Genomic DNA, 20,976 nt, shown 5'->3' on the forward strand with positions numbered 1-20,976 from the left:
AACAATGGGTTGATGAAATCATGTGTGCTTGCCCTTATTTAAGAAGTTATCTGTTAAGGTTAACACTGAAAAACTGGGAAAGGCGAACACTTAAAAAGTGGGAAAAGTGGGAAAGGTAGGAAGATTTTAAGTCACAACAAAATAATAGAATTTTAGTGTTAATATTTTATGAAACCTTAAAGGTTGTTTAGAAAGTCGTAAAGTATATTAAAAATCCCTCTCTAAACCTCTCTCCTTAAAGGAGAGAGACTTTTAAACTCTCATTCTCTCGCAGTGAAATAGGGGGGTAAATTACCAACTTTTTGATGTTAGTAACAATACTTTCTAAGCATCCTCTAAGCAGAGTGTAGCGAAGTAAATAAAGCATTTATTGAGAATTTTATCTTCAAGATATTATGTGATTACTTTATTTTGTCATACTCCCAAATGAGCAGTAAACTGAAAATGAAATTAGTTAGTGAGTGGGAATAATCAAGATGAAAATAGAAAACAGAAAGTACAACAATCAAACTGAAATTCATGATTTGATTAATGAAGCTGTAAACAATGCGTTAGCACGTAGAAATCAAATTCAAGATGGAAGCGAAGGTTTATCAAGTTTATCTGATGAAGAAGCGGCAAATATTGTAGGAGGTAAAACTCAACCTGCGATCGCAGGTTTTAAATCTGTTTGTCCTCCTCCAATAATCGTGGGACTGATTGCAACAGATACTAAAGCTTAGATATTGACAGGACTTACGAAAAATATGTCGTAAGTAGCAGTAATTCATGAATTATCACTACGAAATAATAGGCTTTTAAATTATTTTTGCGTAAGTCCTGATTGAGTAAAAAATCATCTTCGCTAAAGCTTCAAATCATGGAAATTCCTGTTGATAAGACTACACTGTGTCCTAGTGCTAGACCAGAACTGGCAGACAGTATAGTCTTTGGTCTAGTTGGCGGAAAAGCGATCCAAGCGCGTGTAACTTATCTCAAGCAGCCACTACCTGTTACAGATGAACTGTTAGCAAAAGCTAGCCCAGTTACACCCACTGAAATTTTTCGCACTGCTGCCCCTTGTGCATCAAAAGATTGTCAGCATTTTGACGGTAAAGATTGTCGTCTAGCAACGAGAGTTGCAGAAAAATTACCTGCTGTAGTAGAAGAACTTCCTCCCTGTTTTATACGAAGAGATTGCCGTTGGTGGCAGCAAGAAGGCAAAGCAGCTTGTCTGCGTTGTCCACAAGTTATAACCGACAATTATAATCCATCCGAGTTAATGCATGAAGTTGCTCTACCTGAAGTAGTTATTTAAGGAGAAAATTATGTCTGATAGTTCGACCATTGCATGGAGTTGTTGAGCAGCCACATGAGAAACCATGTAAGAAACCACGTCAGAAATAACCACCTATTCATCCCAATCCGTGTATGGAATTCCAACTAATGAACAAGCAATTTAGAGCTATAAGTTAAGATTTTCGGGACGGATAACAAAAAAGCCGTCCCTCTTTAAATAAGCTCAATAGAGGATATTTTTGATGAGCGATCGCAGAATTAGCTATGCAGTTTGGGAAATTACCTTAAAATGCAATCTTGCCTGTCAGCACTGTGGTTCTCGTGCAGACCATACAAGAGCAAAAGAACTCTTCACAGCCGAAGCCCTCGATCTAGTCAAACAAATAGCAGACGTTGGCATTAGGAATTAATATCATCCCACCTTCCTTAAAACTCTGCTTGCTGGGAGCATTTGTTAGGTTTTCAAATGTGAAGAAATATTTCGCCAACAGCATCCGTTGCTACTCGCACCCCAAATTCCTCTCAAACAAGTTTATCGTTTTTTAATAGCCATCATCCGAACTCCACCATTCGGAGCAAGGGTAAATCCACGTCGTTGCAGTTTAATAGGTTTATTTTCTATTAAGGTAAGTTGATAATTGGATAAAACTGTTGCGAGGACTAATTTGATTTCTAACAAAGCAAGGGCATATCCTAAACAGCGCCGACTTCCACCACCAAAAGGAATGAACTCCCAAGGAGAATACTGGCGTTCTAAAAAACGTTCGGGATTAAATTGTTGAGGATTAGGATACAAGTCTTCCCGATGATGCAGGAGATAGACACTTGGCATTAAGGTTGTGTTAGGAGCAAATTGGTATCCGGCAATATTTATAGATGATTTGGTAATGCGTGGGAAAAGCCCTGGCAGGACAGGATACATCCGCAGGGTTTCTTGGCAAACTGCGCTTAAGTAAGGAAGCTGGGCAATTTGCATCGGGTTAGGATTTTCTCCCAAGCTGTCGAGTTCCTGCTGCAATTTTAAGAGAACATCTGAATTTCGATGAATTTGATAAAAAGCCCACGCTAGGGTTGTTGCAGTAGTTTCATGTCCAGCAAATAAAATTGTCAGCAATTCATCTTTTAATTCATCGTCGGTCATTGCTTGCCCATTTTCATCCCGTGCTGCCATCATCAAGCTTAGAACGTCACCTTGGCTGTGATTGTTCTTTGTTCTTTTCTCTTCAATTTCTGCTTGAAGTAGCTGATAAATATAGCTTTGTCTACTTTTCATCTGTCCCCAAGGAGTCCATTTTCCCCAATCTTGTTGTAAGAATCGGAAAAATAGCATACTGGAGCGCAAAGGAGAATCAGTCATATCCAACCAACTAGTAAGTAGAGGTAAAATTAGTTGATAGCGTTCCCCTTCACTTAAACCAAAGACAATTTGTAAAATTACTTCTAGACTAACTTTCTGCATGGCAGAACGAACCACAAAAGGTTGATTGATTTGCCATTGACTGGCGATTTGCTCGGTAATTAAGCAGATTTGTTGAGCATAAGTCTGTAGCCTTTCTCCATGAAAAGGGGGCATTAATAATTTTCGTTCTCGTCGATGGCGGGCACCATCTATTAACATGAGAGAATTTCGTCCAATCAAAGGCTCTGCAAGTTTATTACCACGACCAATATCAAATTTAGAATCTTGACTGAAAATTTCTTGAATGGCTTGGGGATGGCTAATAATTACATAAGAACCGAGTCCACTCAGTTGCATGGAAAAAATATCTCCATACTCTTGACTATACTTTTGCTGAAATCCAATCGGATCGGCAATCCATCCGATCAGTTGCCACCACGAAGGACTAGTAATGCAATTCGGTAATTGACTAAGCATAATATTTTACCTGTGATTCCACTTGATAATCTCAAACAAATACACCCATTATTCCTGAGTAACCGTATTTAGGGACTGGCTCATGACTGCATTTATTAAGCTATCTAGCAAGCGATCGCGCGACAAAGATGTAAGTTCTTTTCCATACAACATTTCTTGTAAAATCACGTAGGATACCAGCGAACCAAAAAAAATATGAGCCATTGCTTCTGGGTCGGTGATTCCTAATTCTGGATGAGATACTAAATACTGACTCAGCATTTGCTGACCGCGTAGCATAACGGTTTGAGTATAAAGCTTGGCTAGTTCTGGAAAGTTTTGTGACTCGGCGATCGTCAAACGCAATAATGCCAAATAATCGGGATTATCAGCAACTTCGGTTAAATAAATTTTAGCAATTTGACGCAAAAAAATCGCTGGTTCGCCATGTAAATTTTCTGTACAAAAAATACTTTGAAAACAAGCGAGGGTCAACCGTTCGATCAACGCTTTAAATAGCCCTTCTTTATCTTGAAAGTGACTGTATATTGTTTGCTTAGATACTTTAGCCGCCGCGCTAACACGATCCATACTTGTTCTAGCGTAACCCTCCTTCAAAAATACCTGTATAGCTCCTTGCAAGATTTGCTCCTGCTTGGGAGCGATCGCAGGTAAAGTATTTTCTAGTTGAAAAGTAGGGTTTATAAACATGAAAAGTAAACTTTTTGACTTATGTCTTGTCTTATCATACTAGACAGTCTAGTATATGACACAGAATTCAGAATTTTCAATTTACAAAATATTTTTCACAATCCAGGGTGATACCATGACTCAGACTATCCCAACATCCCCGGAAAATTTCAAAGATGCAGTATCGAAGCCGCAAAAGCGCAAGAAACCGATCCTTTTACCGATCGGAGTGCTGCTGGTGGTTGGTGGTATTGGCTACGCGGTGTGGCGCTCTCAACCGCAAGTATCACCAAATGTACTGCAAGTTAGTGGACGGATTGAGGGTTATGAAACCGAGATCGGGATCAAGCGTTCTGGAAGAATTGAGACAATTGCGGTACGAGAAGGGGCAGCAGTTAAAAAGGGGCAAGACTTAATTAAGTTAGATGACACAGACGACCAATTGCTGCAACAACAACTACTTGGTAGTCAAGCGAGAGTGACATCTGCGAGATATGATGAACAACAGGCAATTTCAGATGGAGAGCGAGTCAGTAGAGAAATTCAAGAAATTAACAGCCAAATTAACGAAGCCAAACTGAATTTACAGCAGTCCCAAGGAGATACCCAAGGAAGAATTGAGCAGGCACAAGCAAATGTCGCAGCAGCCAAAGCCACATTAGTGCAAGCACAAGCGCAAGTTAAACAGGCAGCAGCAGAAGTTAATTTAGCAAAAATCAACCGCGATCGCTATGCCCAACTGGTAAAAGAAGGGGCAGTCAATCAACAACAATTCGATCAAGCCCAAACTACTCTAGATACCGCGATCGCAACTTTAGAAGCACGAGTTGCAGCAGTTAATGCCGAACGCCAGCAATTAAAGGCTACATCAGGAGCGTTAACTCAAGTTAATACTACAGGTTTCAATCCTGATATTCGCAACGCCCAGTTGACAGCATTAATCAGAAAGCAGCAGCAAAGTTATGCTGAACTTAAATCTGCACAGGCAAAAGTCAACTCTGCCCGTGCCAAAGTGAAAGATGCCCAAGCATCAAATCAGCAAATCCTCACCCAGATTGCAGACTCCAAAAAAGATTTAAATGTAGTTAGTCCTTTAGATGGAGTAGTGACAGCCCGTAATGTCGAACCAGGTGCAATAGTTAGCAGTCAGACTAATATTTTGACAATTGTTGACCCCAAAACAGTGTATTTTAGAGGTTTTATTCCCGAAGGCGATATTGGCAGAGTGCGTCTAGGACAAACAACAAAAATCTTCATTGATTCTGCACCAAAGAAACCATTAGAAGGTAAAGTAATTGCCACCGATCCGCAAGCTTCATTTACACCAGAAAATATTTACTTTCAAAAAGATCGAGTCAGACAAGTAGTAGGAATTCGGATCAAAGTTCAAAATCCTGATAGCTGCTTTAACCCCGAAAAACCTTATAGGGAATCAGATTTACCCTGCGCCAAAATGGGGATGCCAGCAGATGCCGAAATTATTTTGAAGGCAGGGGACAGGTAAGAGGGCAGGGGGAGCAGGGGAGGCAGGGGGGAAATATTTATTTAGCACTTTTAAGATAGTTCCGATTAAAAAATTTCATTGCCAACCATGAAAAAGGTATCTTCGTGTACACTCCATTCTCTGAGACCATTACACCACTTTTCAAGCTAGGAAGTAGAAGGGAATGAAACAGCAAATTATTACTTTCTCTCCAAACTTACCTCCATCATCTAATCTGCCAACTACAGCAATTGAAGTTCGCGGTTTGCACAAGCACTATGGAAACTTAGCTGCTGTGCGAGGAATTGATTTGAGTGTCTACAAAGGTGAAATGTTTGGATTAATTGGCCCTGATGGTGCGGGGAAAACTAGTACATTTCACATTTTGGGCGGTGTGATGGAAGCAACCGCAGGAGAGGTGCAAATATTTAATCAACCTGCACGAGATGCCCGATTAATAACAGGTTATCTTACTCAACAGTTTTCGCTGTATTTGGATTTGAGTATTGATGAAAACTTGCGTTATGCAGCAGGGTTGCGGCAAGTAGCAGATGATTTATTAAGAGAACGCCGCAATAAATATTTAAAATTAATGAATTTAGAGCGATTTGGCGATCGCTTGGCGGGACAACTTTCTGGTGGAATGAAACAAAAACTAGCGCTGTGTTGTGCTTTGGTTTCGCAACCAGAAGTATTGTTATTAGATGAACCTACCACAGGAGTCGATCCAGTTTCCCGGCGGGAGTTTTGGGATGTGCTGGGGGAATTATCAGCCGAGGGGATGACAATTGTAGTTGCGACACCATATTTAGATGAAGCTGAACGCTGTCACCGCGTGGCTTTGATGTATAGTGGGCAAATTCATGAAATTGGCACACCCGCAGACTTACGGGCTAACTTAGGCTTGCATCGCTTAGAAGTGCGAACAGCCAACCTGGAAGCCACAGAAGAAATACTCTCCCAAGCTACTCAGACAAATATAGTAGATGTGCAAACTTTTGGCGATCGCTTGGATGTCCTCGTTGAAGATATAAATTCTGGCGAAACCCAAGTCCGCGAACTACTGCAACAACATCACTTACCTTCTGGCAGTATCGAACATGGCGAACCCACATTAGAAAACGTTTTTGTCATGCGCTTGCGACAACAAGGTTCTGCACCGCAATTTTTTCCATTTCCTCGTTATCGAAAGAGGGGAGCGGGGGAGTGGGGGAGCAGGGGGGCAGGGGAGCAGGGGGGCAGGGGAGCAGAGGGGCAGGGGAGCAGGGAGCAGGGGGACAATTCAGCACGGGCTAAACGCCCCGCTACCGCTAACAGCACTCAGTACTCAGCGCTAGCGATATATGCTCGCAACCTCAGCCGTGTTTTTGGCAAGTTCCAAGCCGTTAAAGATGTCAACGTCGAAGTTCGGTATGGGGAAATCTTTGGGTTGTTAGGTGCTAATGGTGCTGGCAAAACCACCACCATTAAGATGCTGTGTGGATTACTAGGAGCAAGTGGCGGTGAAATTTCCTTGGGTGGTGAGACAGGAAATCTACGTAGTGCAGACTTACGGCGACGCATTGGTTACATGAGTCAAAAATTCACTCTTTACGACGATTTAACTATTCTGCAAAATCTCGAATTTTATAGCGGAGTTTACGGCGTACCTCGCAAACTTCGACGGGAAAAAATTGATTGGGTAATCGCTACTTGCGGCTTAGAAGGACAAGCAAATATGATTACAGGGCAGCTACCAGGTGGTTGGAAACAACGAGTTGCTTTTGGTGCTTGCGTGATGCACGAACCAGATATTTTGTTTTTAGACGAACCAACATCAGGGGTAGATCCGTTGGCGCGTCGCCAGTTTTGGAAGCTGATTAATGATTTCGCCCGCAACGGTACAGCTATTTTAGTGACAACGCACTATCTAGAAGAAGCTGAACAATGCAACCGGATGAGTTTTATGGTTGCAGGAGAAACCGTGGCTGAAGGTTCACCCAGTTCTGTCAAAGCCTCGCAACCGGGACAACTAATAGAAATTATTGTTAATCAAAACCAAGTAGCTTCTACAATACTAAAACAACACTTCGAGTCTTGGCGTGTCTCGATTTTCGCTGATAGTTTACACATTGTTCTCGATTGTCCCGAACAGGAAATAAATCAACTAACTCAACTTTTAAAAGCTAATCAAATTACCATCAACTCTTTACGTCCGATTCCTTTTTCTTTAGAAGATGCCTTTATTGGTATAGTACAGCGATCGCCAAAATAGAAAAAGAGTTATGAAGCAAATCATACTCCAAAACCCTCCGCAATGGTGCGAAGCACCCACCAAAGGCGATACCTACGCAAAACTACATAATTCGGTAAAATTGGGTAAAGCAATTTTTGCGCTTGTTAAACAAAAAAAGGCATCAGCAAACCCATGCAACTGAAACTCAGTGCATCTCGACTTCCCTTCGCCCCCCTGTTGTTAATCGCCCCCTTTTTCCTATGGGGGACGGCAATGGTAGCGATGAAAGGAGTGATACCCCATACTACACCGCTATTCATGGCAGGTGTGCGTCTGATACCAGCAGGGATGTTAATTCTGATTGCAGCAGCATTCATGGGTAAACCCCAGCCGAAGGGTTGGGCTGCATGGCTATGGATTGCCTTATTTGCCTTAGTAGATGGGACGCTGTTTCAAGGCTTTTTGGCAGAGGGATTAGTCAGAACTAGTGCAGGGTTGGGGTCTGTGATGATTGACTCGCAACCCTTGGCTGTTGCCTTGCTGTCGTTGTGGCTATTCCAAGAACAGATTGGTTTTTGGGGATGGCTGGGGCTAGGCTTGGGAGTCACAGGCATTACTTTAATTGGCTTACCTGATGAGTGGATTTTACATTTTCTCGACTCAGGCGCAAATATGACAATCGGCAACTGGCAAGATTTGTTTGCTAGTGGCGAGTGGTTAATGCTATTAGCAGCACTATCAATGGCAGTGGGAACAGTGTTGATTCGATTTGTGTGCCGATATGCTGACCCTGTAAGCGCTACGGGATGGCACATGATTTTGGGCGGATTGCCGCTATGGGGAATTTCATCAGTTGTTGAATCCCAGCAGTGGGAAAATCTGGGAGCATCTGATTTCATGGCCTTGGGTTATGCTACCGTATTCGGCAGTGCGATCGCTTATGGGTTATTTTTCTACTTTGCTTCTAGTGGCAGTCTCACAAGTCTTAGTTCTCTCACCTTCCTAACACCCGTATTTGCGCTATTATTCGGCAATCTTTTCCTCTCAGAAGTCCTCAGTCCGTTGCAGTGGGTAGGAGTATTTCTCACTTTAATCAGCATCTATCTCATTAACCAACGTGATACTTTAGGAGGACAAAACGACACAGTTACTGTCGGCGAGATAGCTAATATACAGCAACCAGTTTTAGAAGCATCTGCTAAAAAATTGAACCCCATCAGCCTAGCAGTTAAAGAATCGGAACCAGAAATATCACCCTAACTTGTTAAAATAATTCGTAATACTCGCCTTCATGCGAGAAGCAAGCTACGTAATTTGTAATGACGCTCCTGCGGACGCTCGAGTACTCGCTACCGCTACGCTAACGCTGCGCTAACGTAATTCAGTGGGGAGATCAGGGGACAAGGGGGAAACAAAACTCCTAACTCTTAACTCCTAACTCAGCACTGGCTCAACGCCCCGCTATCCATGTACAGCACTCCTAATGCCCCATACCCAATTCTCAATTAAAAATGACAGTTAACATTTGGTCGTCTAGAAGCTATTGTGGTATCGAAGATTTTAAAAGCACCTTCAAGCTGAAACTTGCAATATGAGGCTATGCCGTTCCTCAATTCTGATATTTACCTGTTTTGCTTGCGTGGGTTTTTACCCAAATCGCTCAAGTGCAGCTTCACCTAACCTAGCACCTGAAATTTTAGAACTTGCACAAGCTAGTCCAAAAGTTACTGCTAGTCCAGCTGTTTTGAGATATGGTAGTCGAAAATCAGATGTGCAGAGACTACAAACCCAATTAAAGCAGTTGGGGTACTACAGGGGCGTGGTAGATGGACAGTATAACGCCAATACGGAAATCGCTGTAGCTAAATTCCAGAAAGTAAAGGGTTTAAAATTTGATGGGCTTGCTGGCCCGGCGACTCAGGAGAAACTGCAAGCAGCAATAGAGGCGAAAAAGCAGTTTTTCACCTCTCCAAAAGTTACCTCTTCAACAGCTACCTCTATTGCTCCGACTTCTGCAAATTCCAAAGCACCTGAGAGAGGTTTTATCTGGTGGTTACTATTTGCCATTGGAGTTTTAGGATGTAGTGGCGCACTTTTTTATCTGCTGAGGTTGTTTCAGAAGAGAAAGCAAGTGCAAAAGTCCGAAATATCAGAGCCTAAAAGTTTGAGTGAAGCTGACAAAGAGCCGATTACACCACCTTTACTGGAAACTGTCACTAGTCTACAAACACCTCCTCCACCACCAACATTTTCCACACAATTACTGTTACCAGAAAAAACTTCTCGTCTTGCTAAACTCAATATCGTTGAGGAATTAATTCAAGATTTACGCAGTTCTGACCCAACCAAGAGGCGCAAGGCTATTTGGGATTTGGGTCAGCAAGGAGATTCGCGGGCAATTCAACATCTGGTTGACCTGATAATTGATGCTGATTCTCAAGAAAGCAGCTTAATTTTGGCAGCTTTGTCAGAAATTGGTATGCGCACACTCAAACCAATGAACCGTGCTTTAGCAATTTCAATTCAAAATGAAAGTCCACAAGTGCGGCAAAATGCGATCCGTGACCTGACGCGCGTTTATGACATGATGGGTCAAATGACTCAGATGTTGCACCATGCGCTAGAAGACCCAGATGCCGATGTGCAAGCAACAGCACGATATGCTTTAAATCAGATGAATCGAATACGAATACGTGACTTGCCAGAGCAACAGAGTCTACAAGAAGATTCCGATCGTAATTCACAACAATAGAGATTGATGTGTACCAATACTTGTCGGGTTTTGAGGAAAAGTATTGGCAGTGTACCAAGCTGAATCTGCTGTCAGCTTAAAAATATTTCAACTGGATGTGGATATTAGTATCTGGCCCTGCCACTAAAAATGCTGCTTCGCTAAATTTAGGCGCTCTTGTGCGAATTTCTGGGTTGCTGGAAAACCCAAAACCTTCTCTTGGTATACCAAAAAGATTGGTATTGAGAGTGCGGTCATTATTTTGATCGTGGAAGACAGCAACGGCGTAACTACCTGCTTTCAAGTTATTAAAGGTAAGTGGTAAGGGATTTTCAGTAATCTTGGTACACTGCTTTTGTAAGACGCGATCGCCATCGCTAGGAAATCCTTCACTGCTAGCAAATATACTGGCACAAACTTGTCCTTTTTTATTCTTCAAACCATCAATTTCCACGGTGAGTTTGCCGTTAAAATTTGCTTTGGCATTAAATGACCATGCTAAATTTCCGATCGCTGCCAATAGCAGCATACTAACTCTTAAGCCTTTAAGCATAAAATTTTCACAAGGTAAAATGCGATCGCTAAATTATTGAAGGAGGCAGGGGGCAGGAGATTTTATACCCCCTACTTTTCACCGCTTGGGTAGAGAAGCAAAATCAGTTCAATCAACTAATGGTGTATTGGTCGCTCAAATTACAGCTATTTTCAGATAAATAGACCACGCAGTAGGAGCGCAAGGCCTTACGCCCCGACGAGAGGTGTGGTTCAAATACATGATTTCTGCTGTCAGAATATGCCAGAGGGTGAGCTAAAGAAATATTTCCCTAATATCTCCCAATTGAGCTTTGTTCGTCAGAAAATGCCATTGCATCACCTTCTTTAAGAAATCCACTGTAGGCTTCCATACCGTGTTCGCCAATATCCAAACCTTCTAATTCCTCTTCTTTAGATACTCTAATACCTAAAGTAGCTTTTAGTGCCAACCAAAAAATACTACTGAGTAAAACAGTGAACCCACCTACTGAGACAACGCCCAGCAACTGAACACCAAACTGTCCAAAGCCACCACCGGAAAATAAACCTTTTTCTGGGCCAAGTGTATACCAGGTAAAAACACCAGGGCCAACAGACCATAGACCAACTGCTAAGGTTCCCCAAATACCACAAACTAAGTGAACTGAGGTAGCTCCCACTGGGTCATCAATGCCAAGTTTGTCAAAGAATGTTACAGAGAAAACTACCAGTACCCCAGCAATGAAGCCAATTACTAAAGAACTAGCGACACCTACGTAAGCACAAGATGCTGTAATCCCAACCAAACCAGCCAAAATACCATTGATAATCATTGATAGGTCTGGTTTACCTAAGTACAACCAAGCTGCGATCGTGGCAGCAATTCCACCGCCAGCAGCCGCCATGTTAGTAGTTAGAGCAATATGAGCGATCGCACCAGGATCGGCAGCCATGACAGAACCAGGGTTGAAACCAAACCAGCCCAACCACAAAATCAAACAGCCCAAAGTAGCAATACTCATGTTGTGACCGGGCATTGCTACAACTTGCTTGTCTTGATATTTACCAAGACGGGGCCCAAGAAATGCCGCTCCCATCAAAGCTGCCCAGCCACCTACAGAGTGAACCACCGTAGAACCAGCAAAATCCCAAAAGCCTCTATCTGCTAGCCAACCACCACCCCAAATCCAATGTCCGGTAATGGGATAGGCAATACCTACAAGTAAAAGGCTAAAAATTAGGAAGTTAACAAACTTAATCCGTTCGGCTACAGCACCAGAAACGATTGTTGCTGCTGTTCCAGCAAACACTAGTTGGAATAAAAACTTGGCTGCTAAAGGTACACCAGCCCAATTAATGGCATTGAAGACACCTTTATAAGCGTCTGCTGTGGCGGGACTGTTATCTCCTCCTTTTAAAAAAAATCCATTCAATCCAATGAAGTCATTGCCATTACCAAACATTAAGGCAAAACCGATTGACCAAAAGGCAACGGTAGACAGAGCAAATACAATCAAGTTTTTGGAAAGAACATTGACAGCATTTTTCTGGCGACAGAAGCCGGTTTCTAACATACAAAAACCAGCGTTCATGAAGAACACTAAAAAAGCAGCGATCGCTACCCACAATGTGTCAATAGCAATTTTGAGTTCTGCTGTCGTCGGCGCTGCGGCTGGAGTTTGGGCAACTGCGGCATAACCCCAACCCAACACAATCAGACAAGCAATAGGTAAACAAGCTTGCCAACTGGGAGAAAGTCGCTTAATCAAATTCAATAGCTTAACTTTAGAGTTCGATTGCGAGTTTATAACGTAATTTCTTGCAGACAAATGCCTATTTTTTGTTTTCGATTTTTGTTTGTACATGAATTTGAGCATCATCCTCCAAATTATCCTTAAAAAAGGGAAAAAGCAGGTTAAGCAGAAAAAAATACTGTCCGAAATTAGATCCAGTGAGTTTTGATATTTTTCCTTTAGGCAACTTATTGAAAAACCATAAACTCAAATAACCTTAGTAGGAGTTTAAGAAACTATTGGCACATTTGTAAATATTTTTTATAGTTCTTCGTCAGAAATTTATGATGTATTTTCTGAAAGAGTCAAGTCTTCTTAACTTAATCTTTAATCTTTGAAAAAAAATTGGCTGAGAAAGCGCCCAAAATTGTCTTTAATAATCTCAATAAAAAATCAGGTAGAAAGAACTACCCTAAAATGGCTCTTTTAAGCTAACAATGTGATTTTCAGCTCTATTCACTATCAAAATTAGAAAACTGTATCATAAAATACAGTTTTCTAGTTTTTGTGATGAAATATAATTCATGATGCAACAAAAAAGTAACTATATTATTTCTAGCTACCTATTTTCCAAAATCATAAATTGGAGAATTCAGGATGTTGTTAACTTTTGATACAAAGAGTCAATTCTTTATGACTTTCAACCTAGATCGATTCATCACCGCATCCAAAATTTTGTATTAAAAACAACTTAAATTTACCGTACTTGTGCTGGAATAGCAGCTTTACCAAGCTATTTCTCCAAGATACAGGGTTTTGCAACTACACAACTCACATAGAATTGTTACAACAAGACTAACAAACCTAATTTCCTTAAAGAAACCGAGTTTAGAGTACCTGTAATATGGGAGACTTGGCAATATTCCCTATCAATCAGATTTCAGATGAATAACACAATTTCGGATATTGCAGTCAAGACCATCAACGGTGAAGATAAGCAATTAAACGACTACACCGATAAGGTACTCTTAATTGTAAATGTGGCTTCCTTCTGCGGTTATACTTCTCAATACGAGGGGTTAGAAAAGTTGAACCAAAAGTATGGAGAAGCAGGTTTACGTATTTTAGGGTTTCCTTGTAACGATTTTGGTGGGCAAGAACCAGGAAGCAATGAAGAAATTGTGCAATTCTGCACGAGTAAATATAGTGTTACCTTTGAACTATTTGATAAAGTTCATGCCAAAGGTTCACAGCAGCATCCACTTTATGAGCGACTTACTAAAGCTGTTGAGCCAACGGGAGCTGTTGCTTGGAACTTTGAAAAATTTTTAGTTAATAAGCAAGGTGAAGTTGTAGCTCGATTTAATAGTAGTGTCCAGCCAAATTCACCAGAAATAATTGCCATAATTGAGAAAGAATTAGCGAAATAGTCATTAGGTAAAAATTTCTGTCCTGTTAATTATTGACTATTAGCTCTGGACTGTTAAAATTATTTACTTCCAGACAGTTAATTCAGAAAATCGTCTCAATGAGTAGTTTAATTTATTTGAGTCTAATTTGTCATGAACGTTGCAATCATTGGTTGTGGTTATGTTGGTTATAAAGTTGCTCAATATTGGCAGCAAGATATGAATTTTGTTGTTAGTGTAACCACAACTTCGCCTGAGCGTGTCCCCGCCCTACAATCAGTATCTCAAAGAGTTGTAGTTACCAGTGGTAATGACATAGATGGTCTAAAATCAGTTTTGCATAATCAAGAAGTTGTACTTTTGAGTGTTGGGGCAAAAAATAGAGAAGTTTATGAAAAAACTTATCTACAAACTGCCCAAACTTTAGTTTCGTGCTTACAGCAGATTAAGAGTGTAAAACAATTAATCTACACAGGTAGTTATGCCGTATATGGTGACAGAAATGGTGTATGGGTAGATGAAGAAACACCGCTTGCACCTGCTAATTTAAATGCCCAAATCCTCTGCAAAACAGAAGAGGTGTTGCTATCGGCATCTAGCGAAAATCTCCGTGTTTGTATATTCCGCTTAGGAGGAATTTATGGAACTGGTAGAGAACTGTTGAAAATATTTGGTAGATATTCTGGTACAACCCGTCCGGGCAATGGTGAGGACACCACAAATTGGATTCATCTAGATGATATTGTTGGTGCGATAGAATTTGCCCGTCACCGTCGTTTGCAAGGAATTTACAATCTGGTAGATGATGCACATCTCACTAGCCGAGACTTGCTAGATAGCTTATTTGAAAAACATAATTTACCCAAAGTAGAATGGGATACATCTATCACAAGTACTCGCCCATATAATGCTTGGGTATCGAATGAAAAACTCAAAGAAGCTGGATACAAATTGATTCATCCACAGATGATTTTTTAGTACGTATTAAAAACTAGGAATTATGCAACCATCTGCTGTAGCTAACACAACTAATTTGACAGCATCTCCTAGCCAGTTTTACAGTTGGCAGAATTATCGTTGTGCCTACGAAGTACATCAACCAATTAATACAACATCTGAGGGCATTCCCTTACTATTAATTCATCCGATTGGCGTGGGATTATCGCGGCGATTTTGGCAACGATTTTGTCGCGAGTGGTATAGTACAGGTCAGCGTAATTCAATTTATAACCCTGATTTACTAGGATGTGGTGAAAGTGATATGCCCCGTATAGCTTACACTCCTAGTGATTGGGCAGAACAGTTGCAGTCCTTTTTACAAACAGTAGTCCAAAAACCTGTTATTGTTGTAGTGCAAGGCGCTTTATTGCCAGTTGCTATTCAATTAGTCCAAAAAGAATCAAATTTAATTGCCGGATTGGTACTTTCTGGGCCGCCAACGTGGGCTTTGATGACAAATAAACCACCAAAATGGCAGGAAAAATTTCTTTGGAATGTATTAGATTCGCCTTTTGGCAGTGCTTTTTATCGCTATGCACGCACTCCAAAATTTTTACGTTCTTTCTCGATTCGCCAACTTTTTGCTTCTGAAAATGCGGTGGATGCAGAGTGGTTAAATACATTGCTTGCAGGTGCAGAAAATCCTGCAAGCCGCCATGCAGTGTTTTCTTTTTTAGCAGGGTTTTGGCGAGATGATTATACTAGTTTTATGGCCTCTATTGGGCAACCAACATTAATAGTTATGGGCGAAACTGCATCGAGTATTAGCCAAGACAATAAAAAAGAAACGCCAGATGAACGCTTGGCTCATTATCTTGCTTGTTTCCCTAAAAATAGAGGTATAAAAATAAACGGACGTAATGTTTTACCCTATGAATCAACCACCGAATTTGTAGCAGCGATCGCGACCTTCATTAATGAAGTTTCTTAGACGATTGATAGTTACATTGTACCAGTTCTCTCATGATAGGTTATGACTGGAATTGATTACTAACGGCAAGCAAAATTATGTTACCCAATCATCGAGGACAAAGAGTACCCAATGTCACTTTTCATACTCGCAATAACGACCAGTGGGTGGATGTGACAACCGATCAGCTATTTGCTAATAAGACAGTAGTTGTCTTCTCTTTACCAGGTGCTTATACTCCGACTTGTTCATCTACTCATCTCCCTGGCTACAACGAATTAGCTCCAATTTTCAAACAGAATGGTGTCGATGACATTATCTGTATTTCTGTTAATGATGCCTTTGTGATGAACGAATGGGCAAAGGATCAAGAAGTAGAAAATATCACACTAATTCCTGATGGAAATGGGGAATTTACTGAAGGCATGGGTCTATTAGTAGATAAATCAGACCTGGGGTTTGGGAAGCGATCGTGGCGTTATTCTATGCTGGTGAGAGATGGTGTAATTAACCAGATGTTTATTGAACCAGAGGAGCCAGGAGATCCCTTTAAGGTGTCTGATGCTGAGACAATGCTCAGATACATCAATCCCCAAGCAGTTAAGCCCGAAGTAGTTTCCCTGTTTGCGAAAGTGGGTTGTCCTTACTGTGCCCGTGCTAAGGCAATGCTCAAGGAACATGGCATCAACTACGAAGAAATTACCTTGGGTAAGGATATCACCACGCGATCGCTAAAAGCAGTTGCGGGTGCAACAACAGTTCCCCAAGTATTTATCGATGGTAAATTAATTGGTGGTTCTGAGGCATTAGAAGCCTACTTCGCTGCTAAATAGGGTTGAGTAGGTTTGCAATAGTAGACTTCTTGGCATTTGTCGGGAAAAGGGGGAAAGTGCATTAGACGTAGGTTGGGTGGAGCAAAGCGCAACTCAACATATATCAGGATGTTGGCTTTGGCAAAGCCTTTACCCAATCTACAATTTTTTTGCAACTCCCCCTAAACCCTTGTCTTCCTTAACTGAACCATATTGCTATATAAGCAACAGATACCTCGAAGTCGTGTTGAAGTACTCCAAAGTCGTTTCGAGGTACTCCAAAGTCGTTTTGAGGTACTTCAAAGTCGTTTTGAGGTACTTCAAAGTCGTTTCGAGGTACTCCAAAGTCGTTTTGAGGTACTTCAAAGTCATTTTGAGGTACTTCAAAGTCATTTTGAGGTACTTCAAAGTCGTTTCGAGGTACTCCGAAGTCGTTTCGAGGTACTCCGAAGTCGTGTTGGAGTACTTTAAACTTTGTCGCACCGCGATCGAGTACACAGGTGCGTAGGCGTAGCCCGCACTTTGGCTGCGCTCAGTGACCGCCGTAGGCATCGCTTTCATAAATTATAAACATTGTGTAAACTTCAGGCGAAAGTTATGATATTTTTGACCGCAGCCTGATTTGTAAGAATTGAAAAACACAGATTCCCGACTTCGTAAAAGTTGTCGGGGATTTTGTTTTTCCCCAGTAGTTAACAAATCTTCAGATCGGTAGATGTATTTTTGTCTAGCTATTCACTAACGATCGCATAAAATTGATTCGGATTAAATTTACATTTATTTAAAAGACAATATGTTTGCCAGAATTCGCCGAATTTTGAGTCAATTTTTTAGTAATTCCAGAACAATCAACAACGAACCACTGAATAAAGTCAGTTTGATTGTGATTATTATAGTTGATATTTTTATCTTAATTAATGTTTTTACCGGACTCGATGATATTAGCAGATGGCATATCAGTCCAACTGAAGCTTATCCATGTTATTCAGAGTGGCAAAATTACCGGGCGAAAACCACTAAAGATAAAGACTATGAAATTGTTAGACTTTCATTGTCATCTTACACGAACAGTCAATTTAGTTTTCGGGGAAACTATCAACAAGCCGAAGCAGGACATCTAGGTAAGGTTTCTCAAACGTGTTTGCAATATGCCGATTACAAAGATAAGATTAAGAATTCTGAAAAGCAGCAAATTATCAAAACTATCGAGCAAAAACAAGCAAAAATTAGTAGACTCGAACAAGCAAATAGCACGATTAAATCTCAGTACGACTCAACGCTATTAGAAAAAATTGCCGGACAGAATCGCGAACAATCAATTAATCAAGTCAGTGCTGAAAAAGCCAAACAGACGTTAGAAGAAAATAATCGCCAAATTTCTACTCTTCAACAAGAAACTTCTACTCTGAAAAATGAACTACTTGCTAAACCAGAAAGCATTAGTTTTATAGCCTTTCTGAAAAATGACAATCGATTTCAAGAAGTCGATAAAGGCTATCATCAGGCATCATTTTGGTATCCAAGTATCCAACTTGGTTTTCAGTCCCTCTTTCTTTTACCACTGATTCTCATTGCCTTATCAGTTCATAAATTTGCCCAAAGAAGAGGATATGGACTCGTCTCGCTAATTAGCTGGCATTTACTAGTTATCTTTTTTATCCCATTAATCATTAAAATATTTGAATTTCTCCAAATAGGTGCAATATTCAAATTTTTATTTGATATAATCAGTGCCATTTTTGGCGGTTTACTTTTCCTGATAAATTATGTTTATATCTTGCTGATTCCAGTTATTGGTTTTGGAATCATCCAATTTTTTCAAAAATTTGTCTTTAACGCTAAAGTCCAAGCAGCTAGCAGAGTTCAAAAATCACGCTGTGTCAATTGTGCCAAGAAAATTCGACATCTTGATAATTACTGTCCACATTGCGGTTATTATCAGTACATTGAATGCCATAACTGCCATAATCTTACTTATAAGCATTTGTCGTACTGTAAACATTGTGGAACTTCTCAAGTTTCCAGTCATTTGTAATCAGTGAAGTCGTCGATCGCCTTTTAAATTTAGATATGGAAAAAGAGAAAAAAATCAATAAAGAGAGTCAATCGCCGCTTGATTTTCTCAAAAACCTGTTGATTGCTCGTTGGCGATCGCTCTTACTCCTTTTGATTGGAGTCTATTTACCTTTGCAGATTTTTGAAATCCTGACAGTGAGGATATGGGAGAATCAAGCGGGCTTTCCTTGGGATGTGCCGATTCTGTTAGCAGTTCATTCTACCACAAACCCACAGTTAGATGTTTTAGCTGTCACCCTAGCGACAATTGGGTTGCCTTGGACGGCAATGGTGATTTTGGGGGCGATCGCACTGATGTTACTACTTCAAAAACGCTGGCGATCGCTAGCTTATTTACTCACCGCCTCAGCAGGAAGCGTCATCATCAACCGCACCGCAAAACAATTAATGCATCGAGTGCGTCCACAATTGTGGCAGTCCATTGCACCTGAGTCTAGTTTTGCATTTCCCAGCGCTCATGCAATGACGAGTGTAACACTGGTAGCAATTTTGTTATTTTTAACTTGGGCTACCTCTTGGCGCTGGTTAGTTCTCATATTTGGCAGCTTATACATCATCGCGATCGCGTGGTGTCGTCTCTATCTAGGGGTTCATTTTCCTAGTGACATTCTCGCAGGTTGGATGGTTGCAGTAGGTTGGACGATTGGTGTCAGTCTAATTATCAAACCTTATAGAACTATAGCCAAATCCATAGATAGCGAAAGTCCTAAAGATGAAACTACCTTACTCCCAGAAGAAGTAAAGTCGATAAATAAGGAGTAATATTAGCCCTCACCCTAAATCCCTCTCCCAAGGGAGAGGGACTTTGAAATTGGCTCTCCTTCTCGCAATTTGGGGAGAAGGGGTTGAGGGCAAATTTTGTATTTGTGCAAGATGATTATTAAAACCAGAGCAAAGCAAAAAAGTTATCCAGGAGATGACAAAACAAGTGATTGCTACTTTTGGTTTAACTCAGTCAGACGATTAAAAATAGATTGTCAAACATTTATAGTTGACGTTGAAAAATAAAAAGTGCAGAAATAATAAAATTCTCCTGCTGCTGATTGCGATATTTTTCGATTTACTGACTTTACCATTCAACCTCTTGGTGATAGAGTGATTCCATTAATTCATATCTATTCCAAACAACAATCAATATAACAATGAAAACATTGCGGGCTTTAACGCCGATCGCGCTGGGTTTACTTACGCTTACGGTCGCAAGTTCTGTGAATGCTCAAGCGATAATTGACACTGTAGACAACGGTAATTTAAGTGTGACGGGGATGACACGAGGAAGCGGTTGCACTGTCCTTTTTAGTCCTCAAGGGGAGCTAGTTCAAAACGGTCGTTCCTGTAGTTCAAGAGAAATTGGTAAAGCTCAAACTGCGATCGATACCTATCTCCGGGAGCAAGGCGCACCTGAGCGCAACAGTGACAACTCAATGGGGCAAAAACTGACCTTAATCTGCTACGGTGAAGGTCGCAAACCAAGTCTTGAAAACCGCAACAGCTATGAATGGAACTCACGCCGTCATCGCTATGAACTGCAAAATCGTGTAGAGTCTTCGACAAACGAGTTCGATTCCGAGGTTCAAGTCGAGATTCGTAATATGCAGGGAAAAATTCATCTGGGCGGAAGACTCATCCCGCCAATTAATTCCGGCGGTACTAATGGATGGTGGAACCTCAAGGATCTCCGTGTCACACCTGAGCAAATCACGGGAAAATACCAAGTAAATGGGCTAAATCATCCGCGTGTTGAGATCGATCGACGCAGTGGACGGATTGCCATTAATGGGATTGAGAATTTCCGTGGTACTTGCGATTCCGGCGACTGGAGCAATAGCAGAACTCGTTTCTAGTCTGTTGTATTGTTGGGTTTTATAAAGACAAAGACAAAACCCATATCTTCGCAGTTTTTATCTCACATTCGGAACCTTCAACTGTTATATAGGAATCATATTTGATTTTTGAAAAAAATTAGGTATTGTAATGGCGTGGCAAGGCTAAATTGTTGCAATAAATTTTATTGTGGGATGGGTGTCCTCACCCGTCCAGGCGGGCAAGATGCCTACCCCATAAGAGGATGTCTGAAAAGTTCTTTTATATACATCTAACCTTTGGAGATCCCCCTAAATCCCCCTTAAAAAGGGGGACTTTAAGATTCTTATTCCCCCCTTTTTTAAGGGGGGTTAGGGGGGATCAATAAATATTTGATACTTCTCAGACATCCTCTAAGAGCTGATTCGTAAAGAAAATCTAAAGAGAACAGAGCCTCGTTTGACTCAGG

The 20,976-nt window shown here is 41.0% G+C and carries 17 protein-coding genes and 1 pseudogene; 14 read left to right on the top strand and 4 right to left on the bottom strand.

Features of this window, described 5'->3' with window-relative positions; all coding sequences use genetic code 11:
- The first annotated feature begins 476 nt into the window (after positions 1 to 476).
- The 3 genes and pseudogenes from RM368_RS26805 to RM368_RS26815 all read left to right on the top strand — a co-directional run.
- Positions 477 to 722 (top strand): hypothetical protein, encoded by a 246-nt coding sequence (locus RM368_RS26805; protein WP_322696863.1) that lies wholly within the window; start codon positions 477 to 479, stop codon positions 720 to 722.
- A 137-nt stretch (positions 723 to 859) separates the two neighbouring features.
- Positions 860 to 1,297 (top strand): nitrogen fixation protein, encoded by a 438-nt coding sequence (locus tag RM368_RS26810; protein WP_322696864.1) that lies wholly within the window; start codon positions 860 to 862, stop codon positions 1,295 to 1,297.
- A 223-nt stretch (positions 1,298 to 1,520) separates the two neighbouring features.
- A pseudogene (locus RM368_RS26815) lies at positions 1,521 to 1,679 on the top strand (heme biosynthesis protein); the annotation flags it as partial.
- A 131-nt stretch (positions 1,680 to 1,810) separates the two neighbouring features.
- Here RM368_RS26815 and RM368_RS26820 read toward each other — a convergent pair.
- Both RM368_RS26820 and RM368_RS26825 read right to left on the bottom strand, forming a co-directional pair.
- Positions 1,811 to 3,154: a cytochrome P450 gene (locus RM368_RS26820; RefSeq protein WP_322696865.1), complete on the bottom strand. Its 1,344-nt coding sequence runs from the start codon at positions 3,152 to 3,154 to the stop codon at positions 1,811 to 1,813.
- Between the two features lie 48 nt (positions 3,155 to 3,202).
- Positions 3,203 to 3,844, bottom strand: a complete 642-nt coding sequence (locus RM368_RS26825) for a TetR/AcrR family transcriptional regulator (RefSeq protein ID WP_322696866.1) — start codon at positions 3,842 to 3,844, stop codon at positions 3,203 to 3,205.
- Positions 3,845 to 3,959: 115 nt separating this feature from the next.
- Between RM368_RS26825 and RM368_RS26830 the strand changes: the two genes are divergently transcribed.
- The 4 genes from RM368_RS26830 (at position 3,960) to RM368_RS26845 (ending at position 10,273) form a co-directional block, all read left to right on the top strand.
- Positions 3,960 to 5,327 carry an HlyD family secretion protein gene (locus RM368_RS26830; RefSeq protein ID WP_322696867.1) on the top strand — a complete coding sequence of 456 codons (1,368 nt, stop codon included), beginning with the start codon at positions 3,960 to 3,962 and terminating at the stop codon, positions 5,325 to 5,327.
- A gap of 163 nt (positions 5,328 to 5,490) precedes the next feature.
- A complete protein-coding gene (locus tag RM368_RS26835; RefSeq protein ID WP_322696868.1) occupies positions 5,491 to 7,560 on the top strand; it encodes an ATP-binding cassette domain-containing protein in 2,070 nt (689 codons plus the stop codon).
- A 153-nt stretch (positions 7,561 to 7,713) separates the two neighbouring features.
- Positions 7,714 to 8,781, top strand: a complete 1,068-nt coding sequence (locus RM368_RS26840) for a DMT family transporter (RefSeq protein WP_322696869.1) — start codon at positions 7,714 to 7,716, stop codon at positions 8,779 to 8,781.
- A gap of 331 nt (positions 8,782 to 9,112) precedes the next feature.
- On the top strand, positions 9,113 to 10,273 hold the full coding sequence (locus tag RM368_RS26845; protein ID WP_322696870.1) for a peptidoglycan-binding protein: 1,161 nt from the start codon (positions 9,113 to 9,115) through the stop codon (positions 10,271 to 10,273).
- A gap of 76 nt (positions 10,274 to 10,349) precedes the next feature.
- On the opposite strand, the gene RM368_RS26850 is transcribed toward RM368_RS26845, so the two are convergent.
- A complete protein-coding gene (locus RM368_RS26850) occupies positions 10,350 to 10,805 on the bottom strand; it encodes a DUF2141 domain-containing protein (protein WP_322696871.1) in 456 nt (151 codons plus the stop codon).
- 271 nt (positions 10,806 to 11,076) lie between these two features.
- Positions 11,077 to 12,630 (bottom strand): ammonium transporter, encoded by a 1,554-nt coding sequence (locus RM368_RS26855; RefSeq protein ID WP_322696872.1) that lies wholly within the window; start codon positions 12,628 to 12,630, stop codon positions 11,077 to 11,079.
- 812 nt (positions 12,631 to 13,442) lie between these two features.
- Here RM368_RS26855 and RM368_RS26860 point away from each other — a divergent pair.
- The 7 genes from RM368_RS26860 to RM368_RS26890 all read left to right on the top strand — a co-directional run bounded on the left by RM368_RS26860 (position 13,443) and on the right by RM368_RS26890 (position 20,548).
- The gene (locus RM368_RS26860) at positions 13,443 to 13,928 is read left to right on the top strand and encodes a glutathione peroxidase (RefSeq protein WP_322696873.1); all 486 of its coding nucleotides are present in this window, start codon (positions 13,443 to 13,445) and stop codon (positions 13,926 to 13,928) included.
- 132 nt (positions 13,929 to 14,060) lie between these two features.
- On the top strand, positions 14,061 to 14,885 hold the full coding sequence (locus tag RM368_RS26865) for an SDR family oxidoreductase (RefSeq protein ID WP_322696874.1): 825 nt from the start codon (positions 14,061 to 14,063) through the stop codon (positions 14,883 to 14,885).
- Positions 14,886 to 14,907: 22 nt separating this feature from the next.
- Positions 14,908 to 15,837, top strand: a complete 930-nt coding sequence (locus RM368_RS26870; protein WP_322696875.1) for an alpha/beta hydrolase — start codon at positions 14,908 to 14,910, stop codon at positions 15,835 to 15,837.
- Positions 15,838 to 15,914: 77 nt separating this feature from the next.
- On the top strand, positions 15,915 to 16,649 hold the full coding sequence (locus tag RM368_RS26875) for a glutathione peroxidase (protein ID WP_322696876.1): 735 nt from the start codon (positions 15,915 to 15,917) through the stop codon (positions 16,647 to 16,649).
- A 772-nt stretch (positions 16,650 to 17,421) separates the two neighbouring features.
- Positions 17,422 to 18,663, top strand: coding sequence for a hypothetical protein (locus RM368_RS26880; protein WP_322696877.1), 1,242 nt, complete (start codon positions 17,422 to 17,424; stop codon positions 18,661 to 18,663).
- Between the two features lie 35 nt (positions 18,664 to 18,698).
- Positions 18,699 to 19,466, top strand: coding sequence for a phosphatase PAP2 family protein (locus RM368_RS26885; RefSeq protein WP_322696878.1), 768 nt, complete (start codon positions 18,699 to 18,701; stop codon positions 19,464 to 19,466).
- 380 nt (positions 19,467 to 19,846) lie between these two features.
- A complete protein-coding gene (locus RM368_RS26890; RefSeq protein WP_322696879.1) occupies positions 19,847 to 20,548 on the top strand; it encodes a hypothetical protein in 702 nt (233 codons plus the stop codon).
- The last annotated feature ends 428 nt before the right edge of the window (positions 20,549 to 20,976 follow it).

The sequence above is a fragment of the Nostoc sp. DedSLP03 genome, from assembly GCF_034530815.1.
In the GTDB taxonomy this organism is placed as follows: Bacteria; Cyanobacteriota; Cyanobacteriia; order Cyanobacteriales; family Nostocaceae; genus Nostoc.

Bases quoted from the DNA above. Each gene is read 5' to 3' on its own strand.
- RM368_RS26830 (WP_322696867.1), top strand. From the start codon at position 3,960: ATGACTCAGACTATCCCAACATCCCCGGAAAATTTCAAAGATGCAGTA.
- RM368_RS26810 (WP_322696864.1), top strand. From the start codon at position 860: ATGGAAATTCCTGTTGATAAGACTACACTGTGTCCTAGTGCTAGACCA.
- RM368_RS26840 (WP_322696869.1), top strand. From the start codon at position 7,714: ATGCAACTGAAACTCAGTGCATCTCGACTTCCCTTCGCCCCCCTGTTG.
- RM368_RS26820 (WP_322696865.1), bottom strand. From the start codon at position 3,154: ATGCTTAGTCAATTACCGAATTGCATTACTAGTCCTTCGTGGTGGCAA.
- RM368_RS26805 (WP_322696863.1), top strand. From the start codon at position 477: ATGAAAATAGAAAACAGAAAGTACAACAATCAAACTGAAATTCATGAT.
- RM368_RS26850 (WP_322696871.1), bottom strand. From the start codon at position 10,805: ATGCTTAAAGGCTTAAGAGTTAGTATGCTGCTATTGGCAGCGATCGGA.
- RM368_RS26875 (WP_322696876.1), top strand. From the start codon at position 15,915: ATGTTACCCAATCATCGAGGACAAAGAGTACCCAATGTCACTTTTCAT.
- RM368_RS26825 (WP_322696866.1), bottom strand. From the start codon at position 3,844: ATGTTTATAAACCCTACTTTTCAACTAGAAAATACTTTACCTGCGATC.
- RM368_RS26845 (WP_322696870.1), top strand. From the start codon at position 9,113: ATGAGGCTATGCCGTTCCTCAATTCTGATATTTACCTGTTTTGCTTGC.
- RM368_RS26865 (WP_322696874.1), top strand. From the start codon at position 14,061: ATGAACGTTGCAATCATTGGTTGTGGTTATGTTGGTTATAAAGTTGCT.
- RM368_RS26880 (WP_322696877.1), top strand. From the start codon at position 17,422: ATGTTTGCCAGAATTCGCCGAATTTTGAGTCAATTTTTTAGTAATTCC.
- RM368_RS26885 (WP_322696878.1), top strand. From the start codon at position 18,699: ATGGAAAAAGAGAAAAAAATCAATAAAGAGAGTCAATCGCCGCTTGAT.
- RM368_RS26870 (WP_322696875.1), top strand. From the start codon at position 14,908: ATGCAACCATCTGCTGTAGCTAACACAACTAATTTGACAGCATCTCCT.
- RM368_RS26890 (WP_322696879.1), top strand. From the start codon at position 19,847: ATGAAAACATTGCGGGCTTTAACGCCGATCGCGCTGGGTTTACTTACG.
- RM368_RS26835 (WP_322696868.1), top strand. From the start codon at position 5,491: ATGAAACAGCAAATTATTACTTTCTCTCCAAACTTACCTCCATCATCT.
- RM368_RS26855 (WP_322696872.1), bottom strand. From the start codon at position 12,630: ATGTACAAACAAAAATCGAAAACAAAAAATAGGCATTTGTCTGCAAGA.
- RM368_RS26860 (WP_322696873.1), top strand. From the start codon at position 13,443: ATGAATAACACAATTTCGGATATTGCAGTCAAGACCATCAACGGTGAA.